Source organism: Arcobacter sp. ISO1 (assembly GCF_058105185.1).
In genome coordinates this window covers 1521954-1542710 of the sequence record NZ_CM176573.1, presented here as the reverse complement: position 1 = coordinate 1542710, position 20757 = coordinate 1521954, and the positions used below count along the sequence as shown (strand labels likewise).

Here is a 20757-nt window from a genome sequence, read left to right as displayed (position 1 = left end):
CCATTTAAATTTTTTTTTTTACAAAATAAATAAAAAAGTATAATTATAATATATAATATAAAATAGGAAATAGTTATGGCTAATTTGAAAAAACTTAAATTTAATCACAAAAATATCATTACTAATATTGATGATAAAAATTTGCATATTCACTTATATGATAATAACTCAAAAAGATTTGCAAAAGAACATTACGGATATTACATTATTGGATCTATTGATAACAAAATAAAAAGATTGTATTTATCAAAAAAAGAAAGAAATGAATATTTTAATAAAGCAAAACAAATAAACAATAATTTACTTTTTGATAAATTTCCAGATAAGATTAAATTAATACAAAAAATAATATTTAGTATTTTAGAATCAAAAGATTCTTTATTTAATGAAAGATATATTAGAAATATAATATTTTCAATTGAAACTATTTTCAATTTTGGAATAGAAAAAAAGTTTAAATTTGAAAAACCTTCTGATTTTACTAAAATTAATCAATATGATTTATATGATTATATAATTAAAGAATTTCCACACAAGACAAAAGTTTCAGATATGAAAAGGTTTTTATCTTTATTAGAAAAAGTCATACCTGGTTTTAATACTATTAGATTTAAAGAAAATGAAAATAATGAATCAAGACTAGCTCTACCCACAACTATTGTATATCAACTTGACTATTATTGTAGAAAAGAGATTAAAGAAATAATTAGTTATGTTTCAGAAACAGAGGAATGGGAAACTGAATATAAAAAGATTAATCTTTTTAGCTTAGAAAACCTTTCTTATACTTACTATACAAATAAAAAATATAACTCTACAACAACTCAGTCAAAAAATAGAACATTAAATAAAATATCAAATGAGATTTATAATATAAATTTAAAGGAGTATATAAAAACAGATGGTTTTCTAATAAATAAAAAGTTTGGTTCAGATATAAATATTGTAGATGAGAAAAGCTATTATTTTTGGTTCAGAGAGCTATTTTCAGATTATCCATTTAATGAAAAATTAAATAAAAAATATCAGAATATTTTTATTGATAATAGAAATTTGATTACAAAGTATGGTTATATGTTTAATAAGCCTTTTTATGAATTTAAAAAAAGATTAGTACCTAATATTTATGAAATATATCCTTTCTTTCTATTTTTATTGATAAGAGAAGGATTAAATGCAGAAGTACTTAATAATATCCAAATAAATAAAGATGAATATACTATTGGAATTAAAAGTTCGATTGGATTGACAATAAACTCAAAAAAAAATAGAGGAAACTCTATTCAAAGTATTCATATATCAAACAATAGTATACAAATGAACTTTATAGATTTCTACTTAAAACGTCTAAAACCTATATATGATAAATCTACTAGTTCTGATTTTATTCAATATTTAACATTAACACCTATAAAAATAAAAAAAAGGCTAAACAACAATTCAATTTTAGCTTATCTAAATACAAATGATTCCTTATTCAAGAAATATCCAATATTCGATAAAAAAGGTGAAAGAGTACTTAGCATACAGCATAGCAGATTGCGTCCATACTTCAACTATGCAAACTATCTTAGAGGATTATCTCAATACGAAAGACAAATAAAAATGGGACATAAAAATATTGATATTCAAAGTTCTTATGAAAATAATGTAGAATGGAAAAATCAGAAAATTTATAATATTGCAAGAAGTCAAAACCTAATTGTAAATTCATTTAAAGGTATTATAAATAGAGAAAATCCCACGAAAGTTGAGCTGTTTGAAGGTTTATTTGCAAATTGCTTAGACCATAAGAAACCTTTCTATGATGATACAAGAAAACTTAATGAAGATGAAGTCTGCACAGATTGGTTCAAATGTTTAGCTTACTGCGATAAAGCATATGTTCTTCCATTTGTACATGGAGAAATAATATATGCATGGATTACATTTATGGAAAAAGAAAAAGAACAATTTCTTCGAATAGAAGATTGGGAGAAAGAATATTATTCTGATTATAGTGTAGCATTAGATGTCTTTAATTCATTTACAGAAGAAGAAAAAAAATATTCAATAAAAAATTCAAAAAAACATGAAAATATACTTAAATATAAATTTAAAAGAAAAATGAAAGAAGCTAATTAATGAATGATCAAAACTTTAATAATAAACTAAAAAGTTGTACTAATATAGCTGAGATTGAGAATTTATTTTCAACTAGAGACTTTACTAGTATAATCACTATTAAAATGGAAAATAATAAGGAAAATATTCTTATTCTAGGTAATAATCAAAAAATAATGTCTGCTGAAATAAAATTTAATTCTAAAGCTATTAATATCTTATTTAAACTAATGTTATTCTATAAATATACTGGTTTTTTAAATTTAAAAGTAACAAAAAGTGGTCACTACTCTTATCTTGATACTTTAAGACGAACATTAACCCTTTTAGAAAAAGTTTTACCTATCAAATCACATACAAGTAAATTAGAATGTGAAGACTTCAATTTATTTTTTCAATATCTATATACTAAGGTTAAAGATAAATCTTTATCTATTACAACAGTAAACGCTTACGTAAGAAGAGTTGAAGAATGGTGCATTTTATCAAATTATTATTTGCCATACTTTATGAAGATTGATACGGAAAGTATATTAAACTTAGAAATATACAAACTTATTAAAAAAGACTATTCAAAAGAAAAACAAAGAGAAAAAACATTAGGAAGTAAAAGAAGACCTTATGATTTAAAATCATTAAAAATTCTAATTAAAATAGCAATGGAAACTATTGAAAAATATAGTAATGAGTACCTTTATGTAACTAAATTGTATTTATCTGTAAAAAGTAAGAGTTCACATCATAAAGCTACTTATTATCTATATAATAGCATTAAAACTAACAATTACACTTTTACTTTTCCTAGTTTAGCGAAAATACAAAGAACTATAAGAGAAAGTACAAGTTATACTAACTATAAATCAAATAATTTCAAACAAAAAATAAATAAAAAATCAAAACAATTAAACAAAGAATATACAATATTACAAAATTTAGTTGAATTCATGAGAGATGTAGATACTGCTAGTATCATATTAATTTTATTTTTAACTGGTATGAGAGTGGGAGAGCTAGCTACCTTAAATAGATATCCATTAATAGAAGAAGATGAGTATTTTCATCTTAAAAGAATAATATTTAAAACTTCCTATACTTCAGAAGGATACAATTATAAAATGCCCATACCTTCTATTGTAAAAAACGTAATAGAATTATTATCTTTAAAAAGTGAGCTAATAGATGGTAAAAAAGAAGGTCAACTGATTTTAAACTCTATCGCTTATAATAATGCAAGAGGTAACTTTAACTTATCAAATAATATAAAAAACTTTGCTTTAAAAAATGAAGTATCTGATTACCCAATGGCACATCAATTTAGACATGCAATTGCTTTTCTTATTGCTTTTCTTAATGAAAAAGATGGATTAGAACTAGCACGAACTTTTTTAGGTCATACAAATCCTACAATGACATTATATTACTTAGCACATTTTAATGATTTAATTAAAAATTCATTATATGATTATTATAGAGATAGTTCTCAACAATTAATAACACAAGTTACTGATGAATTAAAACAAGGAAATAAATTATATGGACATATAGGAAATATGATTATGAAGAATTATACTTACTTAGGTAGTTATGCAGATGATTTTACTGAAATCTTAAAAAATAATATGATTGGACTTATGAATAAAGGACAACTTGCAATAATTCAAACACCTATTTCATTATGTGTACATGATTTATCAAAACCTAATGAGATGCAATGTCAAAGAGGATTTAATCTCGAAGAAAATGATATACAATTACCTTTCCCTTCTAAATGTACAGGAACTAATTGTTCTAATTCATTGTTACTAGAATCAAATGTTGAAGAATTAATGAAAACAATAAATATAGATAAAAACTTAATTGAAAGACTTAATAAAAATAAATTTTTTAAAGAGTCAGAAGGTTTTTCTCTTTCAAATAATGATTTAAAAATTGTTAATCAATATAAAAAAGATAAAGGTATAGTATAATGGCTAGACAAACTAAAAAAGAAAGAGAGTTAAAATTAACTGCTTTGAAAGAGGCAGTTGATCGGTTAATATTTAAATCATCTCCTAAAAAAAACTTTGTTACATATAAAAGTGTTGTTGACTTTGCTAATACTTCTGAATATTCGAAATATTTCTCAACAAAAATTAGCCTACAAACTTTAAAGAAGCCAATTTCCCCAGAGTTTAAAGAATTAGTCAATACAATAAAACTTCATAAAAAGACTTATTCTAAAGATAAAAATTCAATAAACATTAAAGTACAAAATCTCAATAATGAAATAAATGGATTATTAACTACTATTTCAGAACTTCTATACAATGAAAACCAGCTCAATAAAAGAATTGAAACATTAACTAAAGTAAATGAAAAATTAAGATCTGAAGCAAATGATTATTATAATGAGATTGTGAGATTAAAAAATGAAAATAACTTATAAAAAAGTAAAGCATCCAAATATTATTAATCGTGAAATTACATATTTATTCTTAAATGGAAAAATAGATATACCTTCTGCAAAATTTCTTACGAATGAACTACTTTATGGAGGGATAAATGGAAAAATATCTGGATTGAAATCACATAGAAATAAAGCTGTCATAATTGGAGAATTATATAGACACTTATTTGATCTAGGAACAACATGGGATAAAGCTTTAGAATCTGATATTTTAACGATAAGAAATGCCATGTTATGTTGGTCAAACCACAATATTCCAGATTATGAAAATTATAATTATAAAGCTATTAGTAATAATGCAATGAACTATAAGTTATCTTTATGGTTCAAATTTTATAAATTTATGAAGAAAATAGGTATAAATCATAATATGATATTAAGTACAAAAAAAACACCCAAGAATTACTATAATAATTTTTTAAACCATCTAGACAATAGAAATACCACCAATAATTATAATGAAGTATGGTCTTTAAAAGTTAAGAGTTCTCCAAGAAAAGAAAGTTATCATGCCTTAAGTAGAATAGAATATATACAATTAGAAAAAAAACTATTATCAATAGATCTAGTTTTCCAAATGATTGCATACCTAATGGTAGAAACTGGATTAAGAGTAACAGCTGCTTTGGAGATTAAAGAATTAGATTTTAAAGATTTATTTAAATATATTAATTTCAAAAAAGATATAAATGATGTAATTAAAGTTGACTATATATCAAAAGGTGGTGACCTAAAAAAATTTGATTTACCAATAAGAACTATAATTAGAATTAAAAAAGAATATCTTGCAAGAATATATAATAAAAGAAAAATACTTTACAATAATAGATGTAATAAATTAAATATACCAGCTGATAAAAATGTATTTTGGATAACAGAAAAAGGTAAGAAAGTTGAATATCATGATGTTTTAATTGCATTTAAAAAATCATCTTTAGCCATGGGTAGAAATATCAATATCACGTCACACTGGTTAAGACATACATTTGCTACTTGGAGTTTAATAGATTTTGCTAAAAGTCAAAATTTAAAAATTGAAAATACAGGAATCACACCTAATCCTCTATTTATTATTTTATTAAGAGAAAAACTTGGTCATACTTCTATAGATACAGTTTATAAATATTTAGCTACTGCACTAAAAGTTATGAAACTCAATACTACAAATAATAATACAATAATGCCTCTAGAAAGTTTTTTAGAATCAATACCTGCACAAGAATTAGTTAAACAAGAAGCATTAGCTGAATTTTCAAATAATTTTAATGAAGATAAATTTGATCTAATAAGATATGCAGAAAAAAGAGGATTTGTTTCAACTATATTTAATAAATAATTTAAGAATCAACTGTTAAACAATTCACTTAAAGTCATTTTTTGACTTTACATTACTTTACTAATTCTTTTAGTCCATTATTTAATGCTTCAATTTGTGCATTTGACAGAACATATTTTGGAATATATTCTAACTCCTGTGGTATGTAATTTTTTTTAGCTATTAAGGCACCTTTATTTTTACCAAAACGTGATGAAAAGTATTCATTTAAAATATAAGATTCATCTTGTTCTCCTACTGTTCTAAAAATTGAGATATCTGCAACAATACCATTAATCTCAATCCAACAATGACCATCCCATATATCTTTAATATTTGTATCTAAGTTTATATCAGTAGGTAAATTCCTATTACAGCTAAATATAGTATTGCCTAAAAGTTTTAAGTCACCTGCTACAACAATGGCAGGAATTGAATAATTTTCATTCAATATATATGCCCATCTCGCACTCATTAGTGCACATAATGCTGGAAGTACTGGAACTTCTGTCAATAGATCTATTCCTGTCTGTTTTAATATCTCAATATCATCATAAATATATTCCATATATTCTTGTTTTTCTTCAATACTTTTATATTTTTCAATTAATTTATATATAATCTTATCCATTTTTATCTTCTCAATACTCCACACTCAATCTCATGATCTCTTAACCTATCATTTTTTCTATAAGCATCTAAACTATTCTCATATTTAAAACATCTCTCAAATTTTGCATCATTGTTATAATATATTCTATATAGAGTTGTTGGTATTACTATATCATTTCCTATTTTGTTATTACGATTATCATATTTAGCTATTGATATAGAATTTATATATCCTAGCTTTTGAGCTAGAGTTCTTCCATATCTTTCTACCTTTATCCAAGTCTTTTGATTGACTGGTGCACTTTGAGGTATTATATTTGCCATTGTATAGGCTTTATTTAATGCTTTTTTATCATAATCAAAATCTGCATCTGCAACTATAAAGTGACCTCTGTTCCAATTTTTACCAAATCCTGTGTAATCTTTGTTTTTAGTTCTATATTTCATAGGTATAGTTTTTTCATTGTAAAATCTAGGCCTTTTTTTAATATCGTCTTTAGTATTAACCTTATCTCCATACAAAGTTACCCAACCAGACAATGCACCTTTATATTTATAGCTATAGCAGATTTTATATAGTTGTTTGTCAACAATTTGGTCACATTGTTTTGTATCGACATAATCTTCTAAAGATGCTGCATAAGAAATACTTGTTAAAAGCAGTAGAATTATTAGTAATTGTTTTTTCATAGTTAAGCCTTTTATTATTCAATTATAACTCTTGATCTATTGGGAAACCAATTGAAGAAGAATATGCATTTAAATCAATTGCCGATACAGTTCCTATAGCTTGTTGAAGGTATCTTGTTAATTGAAGAAAAAAAGTAACTAAAGAATTTTCAGTAGAACTAAAAATTATCTTGTTTACACTTCTTGTATTATAGTAATTAAAATATCTTTCTTCAAACTGTTCTTTATCTCTTAAATCAGTATTTTCTTCTCCATTATAGTCAATATAAAAACTTCCATAATCTGCAATACAACCAATATCTAAAGCACTTAATCCAGATTGAGCTTTTAAATGTTTTTCTAATGTAATATTATTTTCATGAGTAAAACTATTTGATGTAGCTAAAATACCTCCTACTATTTTTGTAAAAGGTCTTGGATTCATTTTTACACCAGAATTAATCATATTGGTTGATGTTCTTTTTAGTTGCCTAACACTTTTGATTTTATCTGCTGCATATTCAATATACTCTTTGTTTATTTCAGGTTTAACTTCAAAAATAGCATATACTCCTTCTGCAGGTATATAGTGAAACCCATTTTGAGAAAAAATAAATGGAGTAAACCAATTGTCATAAATTACTATATCTATTTGATCACTTGTATTTCCCTCATGATCTATAACAATAGCTTTGTCAACACTATACCTATTTGGAAGATATTTTTGTAGCCACTCAATCCATGCGTTCTCAAGAGCATCACCTTTTGAACCTGGATGTTTTATAAATTCTCTATTCGTATTTAATTGTGCAGTCATTTGCTTTTGTAAACCATCAAATAATGATTCTAAACTAACTTTGTTCATATCTATGTAATCCTTTATTGTTATAAAAATAAATTGAAAACTCTTCCAAGTTACTTTTCTTTATTCCCAAAATTAAAAGTATTGGGTTTTTTATATTAACAGTCTCACTTTTTGCTATCGAAATCATAGCATTTAAGTCTGTCCTACTATACATTGAATTTCCATTTGGATGGGAATGCCACTCTCCAATATAATATTGTCCTTTTTCTTTATATAGTTTTTTTAATGTTTCTGATAAATTACTTACACTTCTTTTATAAAAGAAAAGCGATTTTTTTTGTGTTTTGGGAGTTATAAAATCTTTTATATATAATGTTCTAAAATCTGATGAATAGTTACCTATTAATATACCTCCTGACTCATTAGGAAAGTTCTTAATTGCTATATCAGTAAGTCTATTTAATAGTTCATCTTCTATAGATAAAAAAAGCTCTTTATTTTTATTTATAAAATCCATTAATACTCTTTTATTTTTACATTTGCTGAAGTTGAATCTGATTTAATTACAAAATTTCTTTTTTCTATATGATTATTAAAAATTAAGTTAATCTGTTTCAATGCTATTTGGATTAAGGTGTTGATATCATTATATGAAGCTTTAAATGTCGGACTCCAGCAACCAGTTGGCTCATATAAATTTTCTGTATCATTATTTAATATATTGGAGAATTGTTTGATTACAAAGTCATAGATATTAGGATAAAAAGCACAGACTAACTCTTTAGCATGGTTTGTTATGGATAAGTTTATAATTTCACAGTCTAGTTTTAACGAGTTAAATATATACATTAAATCATTATCAGTACTACAATCAAATACAATATCATAATCATTTATATTTTGTATCAAACTTTCTTTTGCATCATTATCATTATAAAAAGATTTCATTACCCATTCAAAATATTCATCTTTTATAACATTTACATTAACAAAAGGTGAGATTGCATTTAAAATACTCACTAATTCTGAAGTTTTATCAGTGAGTCCATGTTGAAAAAAGTATTCTGACCTACATACATTTTCAATTTCTTTAACATCAAAATCAGCAATATTAATATTTTTACAACCACCCCTTGTTAGCGTTTTTGCAACATTACTACCTATTGCACCTAAACCTATTATTAATATTTTACTGTTAGTTAATTTATTTGAAAATGCTCCTCTTCCAAAAAAATAGTTGTAAGAAATATCCCTAGTTATTGCCCAATTTATTTCTTCATTTTTTAATTGATAATTCCATTTTTTTGATGTCATGACTACTAGACGTGTTCTCTTTACAGGCATATTTTCAAGATCAATAATAGCAACTTGCCAATGAATTTCATTTTCTACTGTTCTATAACCAATAAATAAAGGAATATTTAAATTCTCTTTTTTTAAATCATATAGAAATCTTAAAAACTCTTGTGAAAATAAACCTTGAAAATCTGTCCAATTCTTTAGAATAAATCTATTATGTTTTACAGGTTGTTCTTTTATAAAGTAAAATAAACCTTTTGCAGTATCTTCAGAATCTATATAATGTTTGTTAAATTGACAAAAAAGTTCTATATTATTTATTTTAAAACTTTTAACTAAAAAATTTTCATTAACTTCTTTTTTATAAATTGCTTCGTTAATTTTAATTAAAGAGACATCACCAAAGTCACCTTTTTGAAAAGAATACTCTACCTTTGTAAATAGAAAAGAAACATATCTCCCCTCTATTAGGAATTCAGGAACAATAATATGTTCATAATTAAGATCATGGTCTTTATTTATATAATATTTTAAAATCCATGCCTTTAAAGAGTTAAAATCAATAATTAACTTTTTTTCTATATTTGTATTATGAGATGTATGAATACATATATTTCCACCTTCCATTACATGATTACAATTTAATAAATCTTCATTAATAAACTTAATTGATTCATTATCTCTATCTTTAAATGGGTACTGTGCAGTTATTATAAATTCAAAATCTAACCCTTTGGGTAATTCATCAAATTTAATTTGGACTTTTCCTTTTAAAAATAGTTCATACTCTTCTAAATAATAAAGTTCAGATACAAAATCTATTGAAGATATTGTTTTTCCAATTAATTCTTTATTGATCATAAACTATTTTCAACCAAACCTAGTATCTGGTGGAACTGAAGCTAGTGAAGCACTTCCTTCTTTTACTCCATATCTATTTTCTGAATTATCTTCTTCAAATTCTTCATTCATCGGAAAATATATTTTTATATCATTTTCATCATCTTCAATATTTTTAATAATTCTTCTCATATCATTTGAGAATTCTTCTCTTTCATATTCAGTAAGTGTTTCAATAACATTATTATTTGAATTACCAGGATCTTTTAATGTGAAGTTTTCTTGATTCACATTATTTTCTATATACTCCATTACACTTTTTAATTGTTCCCATAAATTGCCATTAATATATGATTTATCAAAAGCTTTTATAGTTATTAATTCAATTAAAAAAGACTTATACTTTTCTGAATTTCTATATTTCCATATTTTTAATAATCTGATAATCTTTCTTTCATTCTGTTTAGCTTTAATATGTTGAATTTGAGCATCAATATTTGTTTGAATATAAGTGTTTTCAGCAAGTAGACCAAATTGTGAGTTAATATATAAATTTAACTTTTTGTCTTCTATATATTTATCTTCATTTAGTTCTCTTCCTGGAACTATATCCAAATTAATAACATCTCCATCTTCATCTGAATAAAATTCAATACCTATTGAAACTTTTTGTTTTCTAACTGTTGCAACATCATAATACTTTTCATAAAGAAGTTCATATACATCATCAAATAGTTCTTCAAGTGTATTAAAAGAGCTTCTTTTGAATGGCACTACAACATCTAAATCAAACTTACAATTAATTGCAGTAGATTTTGCATAAGAACCTGAATTAAGAGGATTATATATTTTCCCTTTATAGGTACTTTCAATTAACTCTTTTACCTCTTTTCTTTTATCTTTATATTTAGATAACAACCCATCAATATGTTTCATTCTATGTGAGTCTAACACTCTTTGTAAATAGTCTTCTTTAGGTTCTAACAATTTATCTCCTTTATTACATATCTTATCTATTACATAGCAACCAATTAGAACACATCCAAAAAGTCTCAAGTTTTTATACTTATCATTTTTGAAAAAGTCTTCTATTTTTTCTTTTACTGATTCTATTTCTCTTACCTTCATTCACTAGTTAATAATTTATAATATCATATTCATACACTATTTTTAATAAGTTTCTTTCTAGATAAATCTCGAAAAGCTTGATTGAATTTTATATCAATCTTTTTATTTTTTTTGTTTAAAAAATTTAAAAAACCTTTGTTTTGTATTTCTACTTGATCTGAAATATGTTTAAAATCATTTGGAACTTCTTTAATATATGGATTAACTATGATTAACTTTCTATCATTAGAAGATGCTAGCCAATCATAAACTACACTATTTATGTGTTTATCTTGAAAGCTGTACCCAATACAATACAACTCATTAACATAATTTATATGTCCTTTAAAGATTTTAAAAAACCAATCATCCATATTATGAGATACTTTTGATGAGTATTTATGTTTTCCCGACATAATTGTCATTCTTAAAAACTGTAAAACATTATTTTCATCATAATATGTAATTTCATTTGTACATTTAACACCTTGTTTTATAGTAGGATCACTAGAAATAAGTTGATTTATACCTTTTATTAGGCTACTATCATTCCCAATATTGTGTGCTAATTTTAAATAACTTTTTCCATCTAAGTAAGTAAATATATCTAAAGAACCATGTAGTTTAACAAGATTAATTCCTGCTTCATTATAAATAAATTTAAATCTATTCTTTTCCATATCCTCTCTAGATAACTCTTCAAACTTAATTCCAGAAATTTCTTTATATGTATTAAAACCACACTTTAGTGGTATTTGATAATGTTTTGCAATTATTTCAATTATTAGATCATGGTTTAAACTAAAAATCCAAAGTGGTTTTTCTGAGCAAAAGTTTTTAATTTCTTCTAGCAGATATAATCTTTCATTGATAAATTGTTCATTATTAGTGTGTCTTTCTAATAGAAGGATAAAAACTGCTTCTAAATACCTTCCCAATACTGCATACCATTCTTGATAAAGTTGATTATTTCCTCTAGTACGATTTATCTCCACTTCTATTCTTCCAATAATATCTTCATAGTTCATAGAATTATCATTTAACAAGGGATATAAAACGTCTTCAATCTTTCTAGAAACTTTATAATAAGGTGCATTCCAATTTCTCAAAATTGATCTTTTAAATTCAATAGTTAATTCATCAACTAGAGGTAATCCTAATTCATAAGAAGCCCCTGCTCCAAGTAAAAATCCAGTAGTTCTAGTCATGATATTCCTATTCCTCTATAATTAATTAATATAATAATTATACATACTCTTTAATAGTATCATGATAAATATTTCATTTTGTAATCTAATTAATGTATTTATTTTTTTTGAGCATTATATTTAAATGTGTTATGATATAAAAAATCATATGAGTACTGTAATGAGTAAAAGTAAAATAAGAATAAATCCATCATTGAAATACAAAATAAAGAGAAGAGCAAATAAAGTTGGCATAGACTTACAGAATTTATACAAAGTAACCCACATAGATAAAAAAGATGTTATAAGACTTTTAAATTCAGATTTCACTTCAAAAGATTCAATTGAAAAAACAACTCAAATATTAGGACTTAACTCTTATGGAAAAGAAATTAAATCTGTCAAACAATTAAGAAAAGATAGAGCTAGATCTAAAGCAATTAGAGTTGTTTCAATGGTACAAGACACTTCATCTTTAGAAGATCAAGGCTTAGAATCTATGGCAATTAAAAGAATGATTGTTAGAACAGAAAAAGAATTTTTAAAAGGTCCATATAGTTCAAGGTTATGGAAATAATTTGAGTAGCGAATTATCAAAGGAATTGAATAAAGATATACAATATAATGGTAAGATAAACATATCAATTTCTAAACACGCAATTAAAAGAAGAAAGCACTATACTCCAATAGAGAAGGATATTTTAATTGACCTAGTAAAGCAAATTGATAAAAAGTATCATATCTCAGAAAAAGATAATAACTCATATAAAATAGCTTATAGAGGTGCTATTGCAATCATTAAAAAAACTGATGATTCCTTACTTTTAGTTACTGCATATGGTTTTAAAAGATATAATTATAAAATTGGTAATATAAATTTTAAAGTTTCAGTAGCTTTATCAATACAAGAACGAAAGAAAATTAGAGAAGATAACAAAGGTATAATACACAAAATATATAGAATAAACTTTTTAGGCAAAAAAGTTGAATGTGGCTCAATATCAGACATTTCAAAGAGTAAACACTCTAAAGATAAAAAACAAACTAATGAATTCAGGTATAAGATAGTTTTAGATTGGAAGCTATTTATAAAATTTGAAAATATTCCTATGAAACATTATTATTTATATTTTAATAATTTTGATGAGATATCTAATATTGTACATTTTGGAAATGATGTATTTATCTTGAATGACTTTACAAGAAACAGTTAATAAATATTAATAAAATAATAAAAATGATTCTTTAACTCTGCTAATGATAAAATGTAATCTATTAATTACTAGGATTCAGTATGATAATTGAAAGTAAACAATTAAGTAACCCCTTTTCAACAGGTGGCGGTGGCTCAAGATTTGAAACTAATATTCAAGCAGCATTTCTTACTCTAATGTTAACTAAAGGGTATATGCCTTGTTTAATAAATTGGCCAATTATTGAAATAAAACTTCAGGGTAAAATTGAGGGATATTCTACAGATGATTTAATTGTAACAATTCAGAATCCACAAAGTAATGAAAAAAGAAATTTTTTAGGACAAATAAAACACTCTATAAGTATTACAGAAAATAATTCAATTTTTAGTGAAGTTATAAAAGCTGCATGGGATGATTTTAATAATAGTAGTATTTTTAAAAAGGGAAAAGATGTTATAGCATTAATAACAGGTCCTTTAAGTGCAACAGATGTAAATTGTGTGAATTTTATACTTGAACAAGCCAAATATTTGAAAGATGAAGTAGAGTTTTTTAATCATATAAATCAATCAAATTTTAGTTCTAAGGATAAAAGAAGAAAATTAAAAGCATTTCAAATACAATTAAAAAAAGCAAATAATAATATAGAAGTTTCAGATAGAGAATTGTTTGAGTTTCTTAAACATTTTTATCTTCTTGGATATGATTTAGACAAAAAAGCCAGTGTAGTTTCTTCATTATTACAGTCTCACATATCTCAATATAACAAAGAAATTGCAGATAAGATATGGTCTCAAATTATTACAACAGTACAAGACTTTAATCAACAAGCAGGAACAATAACTCTAGGTACCTTACCTGAAGAATTAATAAGTGAGTTTGTGGAACCAGAATTACAGTATATTCCAAATTCATTTAATAAACTTGAGCCATCTACTAAAAATACATTTGATTCAATAAATTGGCAAACGCACCCTTTTTCATCTAAATTAGCATTATTAAACTTAGTTGGTTCTTGGAATGAAAAAAATCAATTAGAAGTTGAAATTGTTTCTGAAATCGTTGGGTTAGATTATAAAGAATGGATTACTGAACTAAGAGAGTTACTTCATATTTCTGATACTTTAGTGTCTTTAAAAAATGGCATTTGGAAAATTAAAGATAGGAAAAAAAGTTTTGAATTGTTTTCAAATAGGATTTATGATGATAATCTTGATATTTTTAAAAATATAATATTAAAAGTATTAAAAATCAATGATCCTTCTTTTGAACTGCCTAAAGAAGAACGATATGCAGCATCTATATATGGGAAGATACTTCCTTACTCTAATGGATTTAGAGATGGTTTAGTTAGTACATTAGCATTAATTGGAAATAAAAGTAATTTACTTATTAATTGCTCTAGAGAGAAGCCTGAACGAATTGTACATGAAATTGTAGAAGGAATATTCAATAATGCAGATTCTATTTTATGGGGGAGTTTAGATGGATTATTACCATCTATTGCCGAATCAAGTCCAGATATTTTTCTAAAATCAATAGAACATGCATTATCCATTACTCCATGCCCCTTTGAAGAATTATTTAAAGAAGAAGGTTCTTCTACTTTTGGAAGAAATTATATGACAGGTTTACTATGGGCTTTAGAAGGTATAGCTTGGGAAGAAAAATATTTGATAGAAGTTTGTGTGATTTTAGCAGAACTAGCCAGTTATGATCCAGGAGGAAACTGGGCAAATAGACCTATAAATTCTTTAAAAGATATTTTTCTTCCTTGGTTACCTCATACATTAGCATCTTTTGAGAAAAGAAAAGTTGCATTAAAAACTATTGTTCAAGAAGAGCCAACTATTGCATGGAATTTATTAGATAGTCTGTTAAATAGTATGCATAGTTCTACAACAGGAACATATAAACCAAAATATAGAGAGGTAGTACCATCTGATTGGAAAAAAACAGTATCTAATAAAGAATATTGGGAACAAATAGATTATAATTCAATGTTAATACTTGAATTAGCAGATTCAAATATTTTGAAACTCTCTAAACTTGCAGATAAAATTAATCAATTATCCCTTAATGGTTTTAATAAGTTTATTAAAATAGTTTCTTCAAAAGAAATATTAGAGCTAGATGATGAAACAAAAAACTCATTATGGACATCATTAGAAAAAACTTATATAAGAAATAATCGTTTTTCAGATGCAACATGGGCTCTTAAAAAAGAGGATTTAAAAAAAATTAAAGATGTTTTACCTTTACTTGCTCCTAAAAATCCTTATTTGCTATATCAAAATCTTTTTACACAAAGTGAACATGAATTATATGAAGAACGAGGAAACTATGAAGAACAAAGTAAACATTTATTTGAAAAAAGAAAAAAAGCAATAGAAGAGATAATAAATACAAGTAGTTTTGAGAATATTTTAATTTTTATGAAAGAAATAAATAAATCATTCTTAGTTGGGCAAGTTGTTGCAGGATTAAATAATAAAGGTTATGATCAAATTTTATTGCCTAAATTATTAAATAATGATGACAAAAAGGAGTTAGAATTTATTTCTTCTTATATCCCTTATAGGATATATACTTGTGGGTTTGAATGGTTTGATAAATTAGATAAAAAAGAGTGGAGTATTGATCAAATTGCAATGGCATTATGTTTTTTACCTTTTAAAAAAGAAACTTGGGATAGAGTAGAAATTCTGTTAAACGAAAAAGAATCTAAATATTGGAAAAATGTAGATTCAAATGTTTATCAAATTGATTCAGAATTTGAATATACGATTAAAAAATTTCTTAAATACAAAAGACCTTATTATGCATTGGAAGCACTTTCTGTGCCACTATTTAGAAAAGAAGAAATTAATGTAGAGTTAGCTTGTGAAACATTAATATCTTTAGCTAACAGTCCATTAATTGGAAATAGACAATTAGATAGTTATCATATAACAGAATTAATAAAATATCTCCAAGAAGATAAGGGAACTAATCAAGAAAAGTTATTACAAATTGAATTACTTTATATCTCCTTTCTAACCAATCACTCAAGTGAAACTCGTCCTAAAATATTAGAGCAAAAGTTTGCTATTGATCCTGAATTATATTGTGAATTAATTAGACTTATATATAAGCCAGAAGGAGAAGAAATAGATAAACCTACAACTGAAGCTCAAAAGAACTTAGCAACAAATGCTTATCATGTTCTTTCAAATTTAAAAACTGTTCCAGGTATAGATGAATTTGGAAACTTTAACTCAAATATATTTAATAGTTGGATTGACTATTTTGAAGAATCTACAAAAAAAAGTGGTCATTATAAAGTGGCAATGATAAAATTAGGAGAAATTTTAGTATATTCTCCTGAAGATACAAGTGGATTATATATTAATAAAGAAATTGCAAGATATTTAAATAAAAAAGGTTATGAAGATTTAAGACATGGCTATGATATAGGTACATATAATTCAAGAGGTGCCCATTTTGTAGACTATAAAGAAGAAATAAAGTTAGCAGAGTTATTTAATAAAAGAGCTGAAAATATAGAAAATGAGGGTTTTTTTAGGTTTGCTATAACACTCAGAAGTATTGCTGAACATTATTTGAAAGAAGCTGAACGAATAAAAGATGATTATTAATTTATATAAGTAAAATTAATTAATATTTTTTATCTAATTAATAATATTATAATTTTAAAGGATAGTGTAATGATTAAAAATTTAGATTTACTAAAAGATATGCCTTGTGATATTAATGCAGATCTTAAATTAGCAAATAAAAAACTTCTTGAGCTTGAAAACTCTAAGTTACCAGAACATGAGAAAGAACTTCAAATAAAAGTTTTAAGAGATATCATTAGAAATATAAAAGAGATTTCATAATATCTCTTTTACCTGGTACTACTTCTCTTTTTTTGCCACCAATGTATTTAAAAAATCTTTAGTTTGTGGGTTTCTTACTTTTTTAATATTTACATCTGAAAAGATACTTGATATTTCTTGTGATGAAAATATGCTTTTTATAGAATCAATAGGAATATACTTTAGTACTTTATATCTTAATGTATCAAATGAGATTGGAGAATTTTTATCATTTTTTGTGATTAAAATATGATAGACATCATTTGCATTTATATCATAATCCCAACATACAGCATTGAAAATATCTAATTTATCTGTATCTTTTTGATTTAACATTCTTATCCTTTTCTTTTAACTAAAAACTACCATTATTTTTAAATTGATTAAATCTCATGTTATTTATTCCATTTTTTAATCCAAACATTCTTGCATAACCATCACCATCTTTACATCTGTTACCATGATAAAAAGAAAATTGATCTTTATACTTTTCAATATCAAAATCTAATTTTAATTGCTTTTTAGATAAATAAGTATATAAATATGCACTTCTAAGCCTTGCTTGTATTGAAAGAGTTTCATCATTTGCAAGTTTTTTCCATATAGATGTATCTCTATCTACTAAAAGAGGATATAACTCTCTTTCAAAATCTCTTAAAGCATCAAAGTATTTTTCATTTTCTAAAAATCTTAAAAAAGTTTGTTTATTTGCTTTTTGCATTAAATATTTTGCTCTATTAGGACATAAGTTATCAAGTAAATTTTTTAGATTTTCATTTGTTTTTAAAAACTCTAAATCTTCTCCAAATAATTCTTTCATTTCTTTTTTATTCATCTTATACCTCTATTTGTCTAATATTAACCCATACACCAAATCCACTTTCATTAGGATAACCAAATGGACTACAAATACATTTAACATTATGTTCTTCGTACTCAAGTTCTTCATGAGTATGGCCAAATATCCAATATTTCATAGAACCATTTTTTAAATACTCTTCTCCCTCAAAAGTAAAGAATGTATTTGTTTGATTATTTTGATATCTTTCACTCATATTTTCATCTTTACATGATGGATTTATATGAGTTATCATTACATCACAATTTTTATAAACTGTTTCAATTTTAGGTTTCTCAATTTCAAATATATCATTAAAATTTTCTATACCAAATATAAATTTAGAATCATTCATACAGTTATGCCACATTTGATTAGTTGATTTAACTGGAAAATCTTCATTTGGAAATTTTCTTTTTAAATAACCATCGTTATACCAAGAATCACAACCACCAAATTTAATTCCCTCTAGTTCTATTACATTTCCATCAAGACAATATAGGTTTTCTTCACTATTAATTCTTAATCTCATATCTTCAGCTCTTGCAAATGAATCTTTAAATTGAAGCTTTGAATCTTTACCAACTAAATAATAATCATGGTTTCCAAGAATACAGATTATATATTTATAGTAGTGTTCTTTTAAGTATTTTAATACTCTAATATTTTGATGATTATAATGTCCTATATCTCCTGGAATAATAAGAACATCACCTATTTCTCTATTATCTTTTTTAATAATAGGATTATATAGTTTTTTTATTTGTTCATTTTCTATTTTTTCTTTAGGATTAAAATAAAAATCTATATGTAAATCACTTAATATATCTATTTTCATTTTTTGTTTCTCTTTTCAATATTTTTACTCACTATACTTTATCCCTAAATTATCTAAGTTCTTTTTCATAGTATCAGATAACTTTATTTTCTTTATTGGATAATCAGTATTTATTACCTCTTGTAGCTTTCTAAAAGCCAAATCACAATTTTTTAATAAAAAATCTTTTGCAAATTTAATATCATTTTGCATGACTTCACTTTTGTTAATAACTTCATCTAAACTATTAATATCTTTCAAAACTAAATCATTATGAAGATCATAAAAATTCAACCTTGCATTTGAGTATTTTTCTTTTATATTATTTACAGCATTTATAGAATTTATGAACTCACTATAAAAAGTATTTTCAAGTATTTCTGTACTTTTTATTGCAATATCTAAAGGCCTATATACAAAATTTATTTCAATATCATAATTCTTTTCTAACGCACTATCTATAAACTCAAAAAATTTACCATCTAAAATAAAAGAGTACCTTTTATTTAAAACAGTATCCACAAGGATATTAACACCTTCTAAACTTGCTTTATCAAATAAATGCGAATTCGTACCATTATAGTATTTGCAATACTTTTTTATTTCAGTATGTTCTATAAAATCAATTTGATAAAGTTCATTTAGTGCACTTGCAAACTCTTTTTTACCTGAACCATATCCACCAAATATGAAAAATGCTTTCTTGTCTTTATTTTTGTTTCTAAGAAAGACATCTTCTAAAAGTGCTTTTTTTGATTTTATTTCTTTATATGCAAGTTCACTTTTAGTTTTTTCATCAAGTGCTAGAGTATTGTTTAATAAGGTTTTTGCGTAGTTGATTAAATCTTTTTCACTCATTTTAATCCTTAGTGAAGATTAGTGTAAAACTATATAAATTTAAGTTTCAATGAAGTTTAATTCCAAAATTACAACAAAAGATATACTTGTGTTGTTAAATATTTATTATAACAATTCTCTCTTTTTATTTTCATACTCTTCTTGAGTAATTGCACCTTTTTCTTTTAGATCATACCAATAGTTTAAATCAAAACTTTTAACTTCTTCTTTTTTAATATTTTTAATTAAAATAGCTTCAGAAGAATTTACCATTCTATTAATTTGAGTAGAACTACTTTTATTGTTAATAGTTGTAGCAGTAACAGTTTCACTATTGTTTGAAACAATAATAATACCTTCAGCACCTTTTTCAAAAGCCATGAATGTTAAATTAATTATTGCTTGATTTGAATTACCTTCAGAGTATGCTCTTGTATTAATATGCTCAATCTTATCATAAGTACTATTTTTAAGTTCATCAATAGAGTAAAAGATTTTGATTTTATTTATAAGAAATTTATTGAATATTAAATCATCAAGTTTAGCAATTTTACTCATCTTAACTAAGCTAAATATTTTCCATAGAATCAATCCTGGAAATAGTACTACAATGAAAGTAATTGCAATTCCTAGTCCTGCATTTCCTTTTTCAGTAAAAGCAGCATATAAAAGAATTGAACACAATATGAAAGTTATTAATAAAATCACTTTTGCAATAGTTTCATATATTTTTACTTTTGCTAAATACTTTTGAAAATCATTAATATTTATATCATATTTATCAAATATTTTTCGATAGCCTTTATAATTTTTTTGTATTGACATT

20 protein-coding genes are annotated in these 20757 nt (G+C 24.5%); 8 read left to right on the top strand and 12 right to left on the bottom strand.

Annotated elements, in window-relative coordinates; all coding sequences use genetic code 11:
* Positions 1-75: 75 nt before the first annotated feature.
* From AC2TY9_RS07620 to AC2TY9_RS07605, 4 genes are read left to right on the top strand one after another with little or no spacing between them, the layout of a single operon-like run.
* On the top strand, positions 76-2124 hold the full coding sequence (locus tag AC2TY9_RS07620; protein ID WP_489780348.1) for a hypothetical protein: 2049 nt from the start codon (positions 76-78) through the stop codon (positions 2122-2124).
* Positions 2124-4070 carry a site-specific integrase gene (locus AC2TY9_RS07615; RefSeq protein ID WP_489780347.1) on the top strand — a complete coding sequence of 649 codons (1947 nt, stop codon included), beginning with the start codon at positions 2124-2126 and terminating at the stop codon, positions 4068-4070. Before AC2TY9_RS07620 ends, AC2TY9_RS07615 begins: the two co-directional genes overlap by 1 nt.
* Positions 4070-4528, top strand: a complete 459-nt coding sequence (locus AC2TY9_RS07610) for a hypothetical protein (RefSeq protein ID WP_489780346.1) — start codon at positions 4070-4072, stop codon at positions 4526-4528. Before AC2TY9_RS07615 ends, AC2TY9_RS07610 begins: the two co-directional genes overlap by 1 nt.
* A complete protein-coding gene (locus AC2TY9_RS07605; RefSeq protein ID WP_489780345.1) occupies positions 4512-5885 on the top strand; it encodes a tyrosine-type recombinase/integrase in 1374 nt (457 codons plus the stop codon). Before AC2TY9_RS07610 ends, AC2TY9_RS07605 begins: the two co-directional genes overlap by 17 nt.
* Positions 5886-5937: 52 nt before the next feature.
* On the opposite strand, the gene AC2TY9_RS07600 is transcribed toward AC2TY9_RS07605, so the two are convergent.
* The 7 genes from AC2TY9_RS07600 to AC2TY9_RS07570 form a co-directional block, all read right to left on the bottom strand.
* Entirely contained in the window at positions 5938-6495 is a 558-nt protein-coding gene (locus AC2TY9_RS07600; protein ID WP_489780344.1) for a hypothetical protein, read from the bottom strand.
* 2 nt (positions 6496-6497) lie between these two features.
* Positions 6498-7166: a DNA/RNA non-specific endonuclease gene (locus AC2TY9_RS07595; RefSeq protein ID WP_489780343.1), complete on the bottom strand. Its 669-nt coding sequence runs from the start codon at positions 7164-7166 to the stop codon at positions 6498-6500.
* A gap of 22 nt (positions 7167-7188) precedes the next feature.
* Positions 7189-8010, bottom strand: a complete 822-nt coding sequence (locus AC2TY9_RS07590) for a DUF6602 domain-containing protein (protein WP_489780342.1) — start codon at positions 8008-8010, stop codon at positions 7189-7191.
* Positions 7997-8467 (bottom strand): Mov34/MPN/PAD-1 family protein, encoded by a 471-nt coding sequence (locus tag AC2TY9_RS07585; protein WP_489780341.1) that lies wholly within the window; start codon positions 8465-8467, stop codon positions 7997-7999. Before AC2TY9_RS07585 ends, AC2TY9_RS07590 begins: the two co-directional genes overlap by 14 nt.
* On the bottom strand, positions 8467-10110 hold the full coding sequence (locus AC2TY9_RS07580; protein WP_489780340.1) for a ThiF family adenylyltransferase: 1644 nt from the start codon (positions 10108-10110) through the stop codon (positions 8467-8469). The genes AC2TY9_RS07585 and AC2TY9_RS07580 overlap by 1 nt, the downstream gene beginning before the upstream one ends.
* Before the next feature lie 9 nt (positions 10111-10119).
* Complete coding sequence (locus AC2TY9_RS07575; RefSeq protein WP_489780339.1) at positions 10120-11076, bottom strand: SMODS domain-containing nucleotidyltransferase; 957 nt, start codon at positions 11074-11076, stop codon at positions 10120-10122.
* Positions 11077-11246: 170 nt separating this feature from the next.
* The gene (locus AC2TY9_RS07570; protein ID WP_489780338.1) at positions 11247-12404 is read right to left on the bottom strand and encodes a hypothetical protein; all 1158 of its coding nucleotides are present in this window, start codon (positions 12402-12404) and stop codon (positions 11247-11249) included.
* Positions 12405-12564: 160 nt separating this feature from the next.
* Between AC2TY9_RS07570 and AC2TY9_RS07565 the strand changes: the two genes are divergently transcribed.
* From AC2TY9_RS07565 to AC2TY9_RS07550, 4 genes are all read left to right on the top strand, one after another.
* Complete coding sequence (locus AC2TY9_RS07565; RefSeq protein WP_489780337.1) at positions 12565-12960, top strand: hypothetical protein; 396 nt, start codon at positions 12565-12567, stop codon at positions 12958-12960.
* Between the two features lies 1 nt (position 12961).
* Positions 12962-13597 carry a hypothetical protein gene (locus tag AC2TY9_RS07560; RefSeq protein ID WP_489780336.1) on the top strand — a complete coding sequence of 212 codons (636 nt, stop codon included), beginning with the start codon at positions 12962-12964 and terminating at the stop codon, positions 13595-13597.
* A gap of 80 nt (positions 13598-13677) precedes the next feature.
* Positions 13678-17217: a hypothetical protein gene (locus AC2TY9_RS07555; protein ID WP_489780335.1), complete on the top strand. Its 3540-nt coding sequence runs from the start codon at positions 13678-13680 to the stop codon at positions 17215-17217.
* A gap of 69 nt (positions 17218-17286) precedes the next feature.
* Entirely contained in the window at positions 17287-17460 is a 174-nt protein-coding gene (locus AC2TY9_RS07550; RefSeq protein ID WP_489780334.1) for a hypothetical protein, read from the top strand.
* 18 nt (positions 17461-17478) lie between these two features.
* On the opposite strand, the gene AC2TY9_RS07545 is transcribed toward AC2TY9_RS07550, so the two are convergent.
* From AC2TY9_RS07545 to AC2TY9_RS07525, 5 genes are all read right to left on the bottom strand, one after another.
* Positions 17479-17775: a hypothetical protein gene (locus AC2TY9_RS07545; RefSeq protein WP_489780333.1), complete on the bottom strand. Its 297-nt coding sequence runs from the start codon at positions 17773-17775 to the stop codon at positions 17479-17481.
* Positions 17776-17794: 19 nt separating this feature from the next.
* On the bottom strand, positions 17795-18274 hold the full coding sequence (locus AC2TY9_RS07540) for a hypothetical protein (protein ID WP_489780332.1): 480 nt from the start codon (positions 18272-18274) through the stop codon (positions 17795-17797).
* 1 nt (position 18275) lies between these two features.
* A complete protein-coding gene (locus AC2TY9_RS07535; protein ID WP_489780331.1) occupies positions 18276-19115 on the bottom strand; it encodes a metallophosphoesterase in 840 nt (279 codons plus the stop codon).
* A 24-nt stretch (positions 19116-19139) separates the two neighbouring features.
* Positions 19140-19952 carry a zeta toxin family protein gene (locus tag AC2TY9_RS07530; protein WP_489780330.1) on the bottom strand — a complete coding sequence of 271 codons (813 nt, stop codon included), beginning with the start codon at positions 19950-19952 and terminating at the stop codon, positions 19140-19142.
* A gap of 105 nt (positions 19953-20057) precedes the next feature.
* Positions 20058-20756: an SHOCT domain-containing protein gene (locus AC2TY9_RS07525; protein ID WP_489780329.1), complete on the bottom strand. Its 699-nt coding sequence runs from the start codon at positions 20754-20756 to the stop codon at positions 20058-20060.
* Position 20757: the final 1 nt, after the last annotated feature.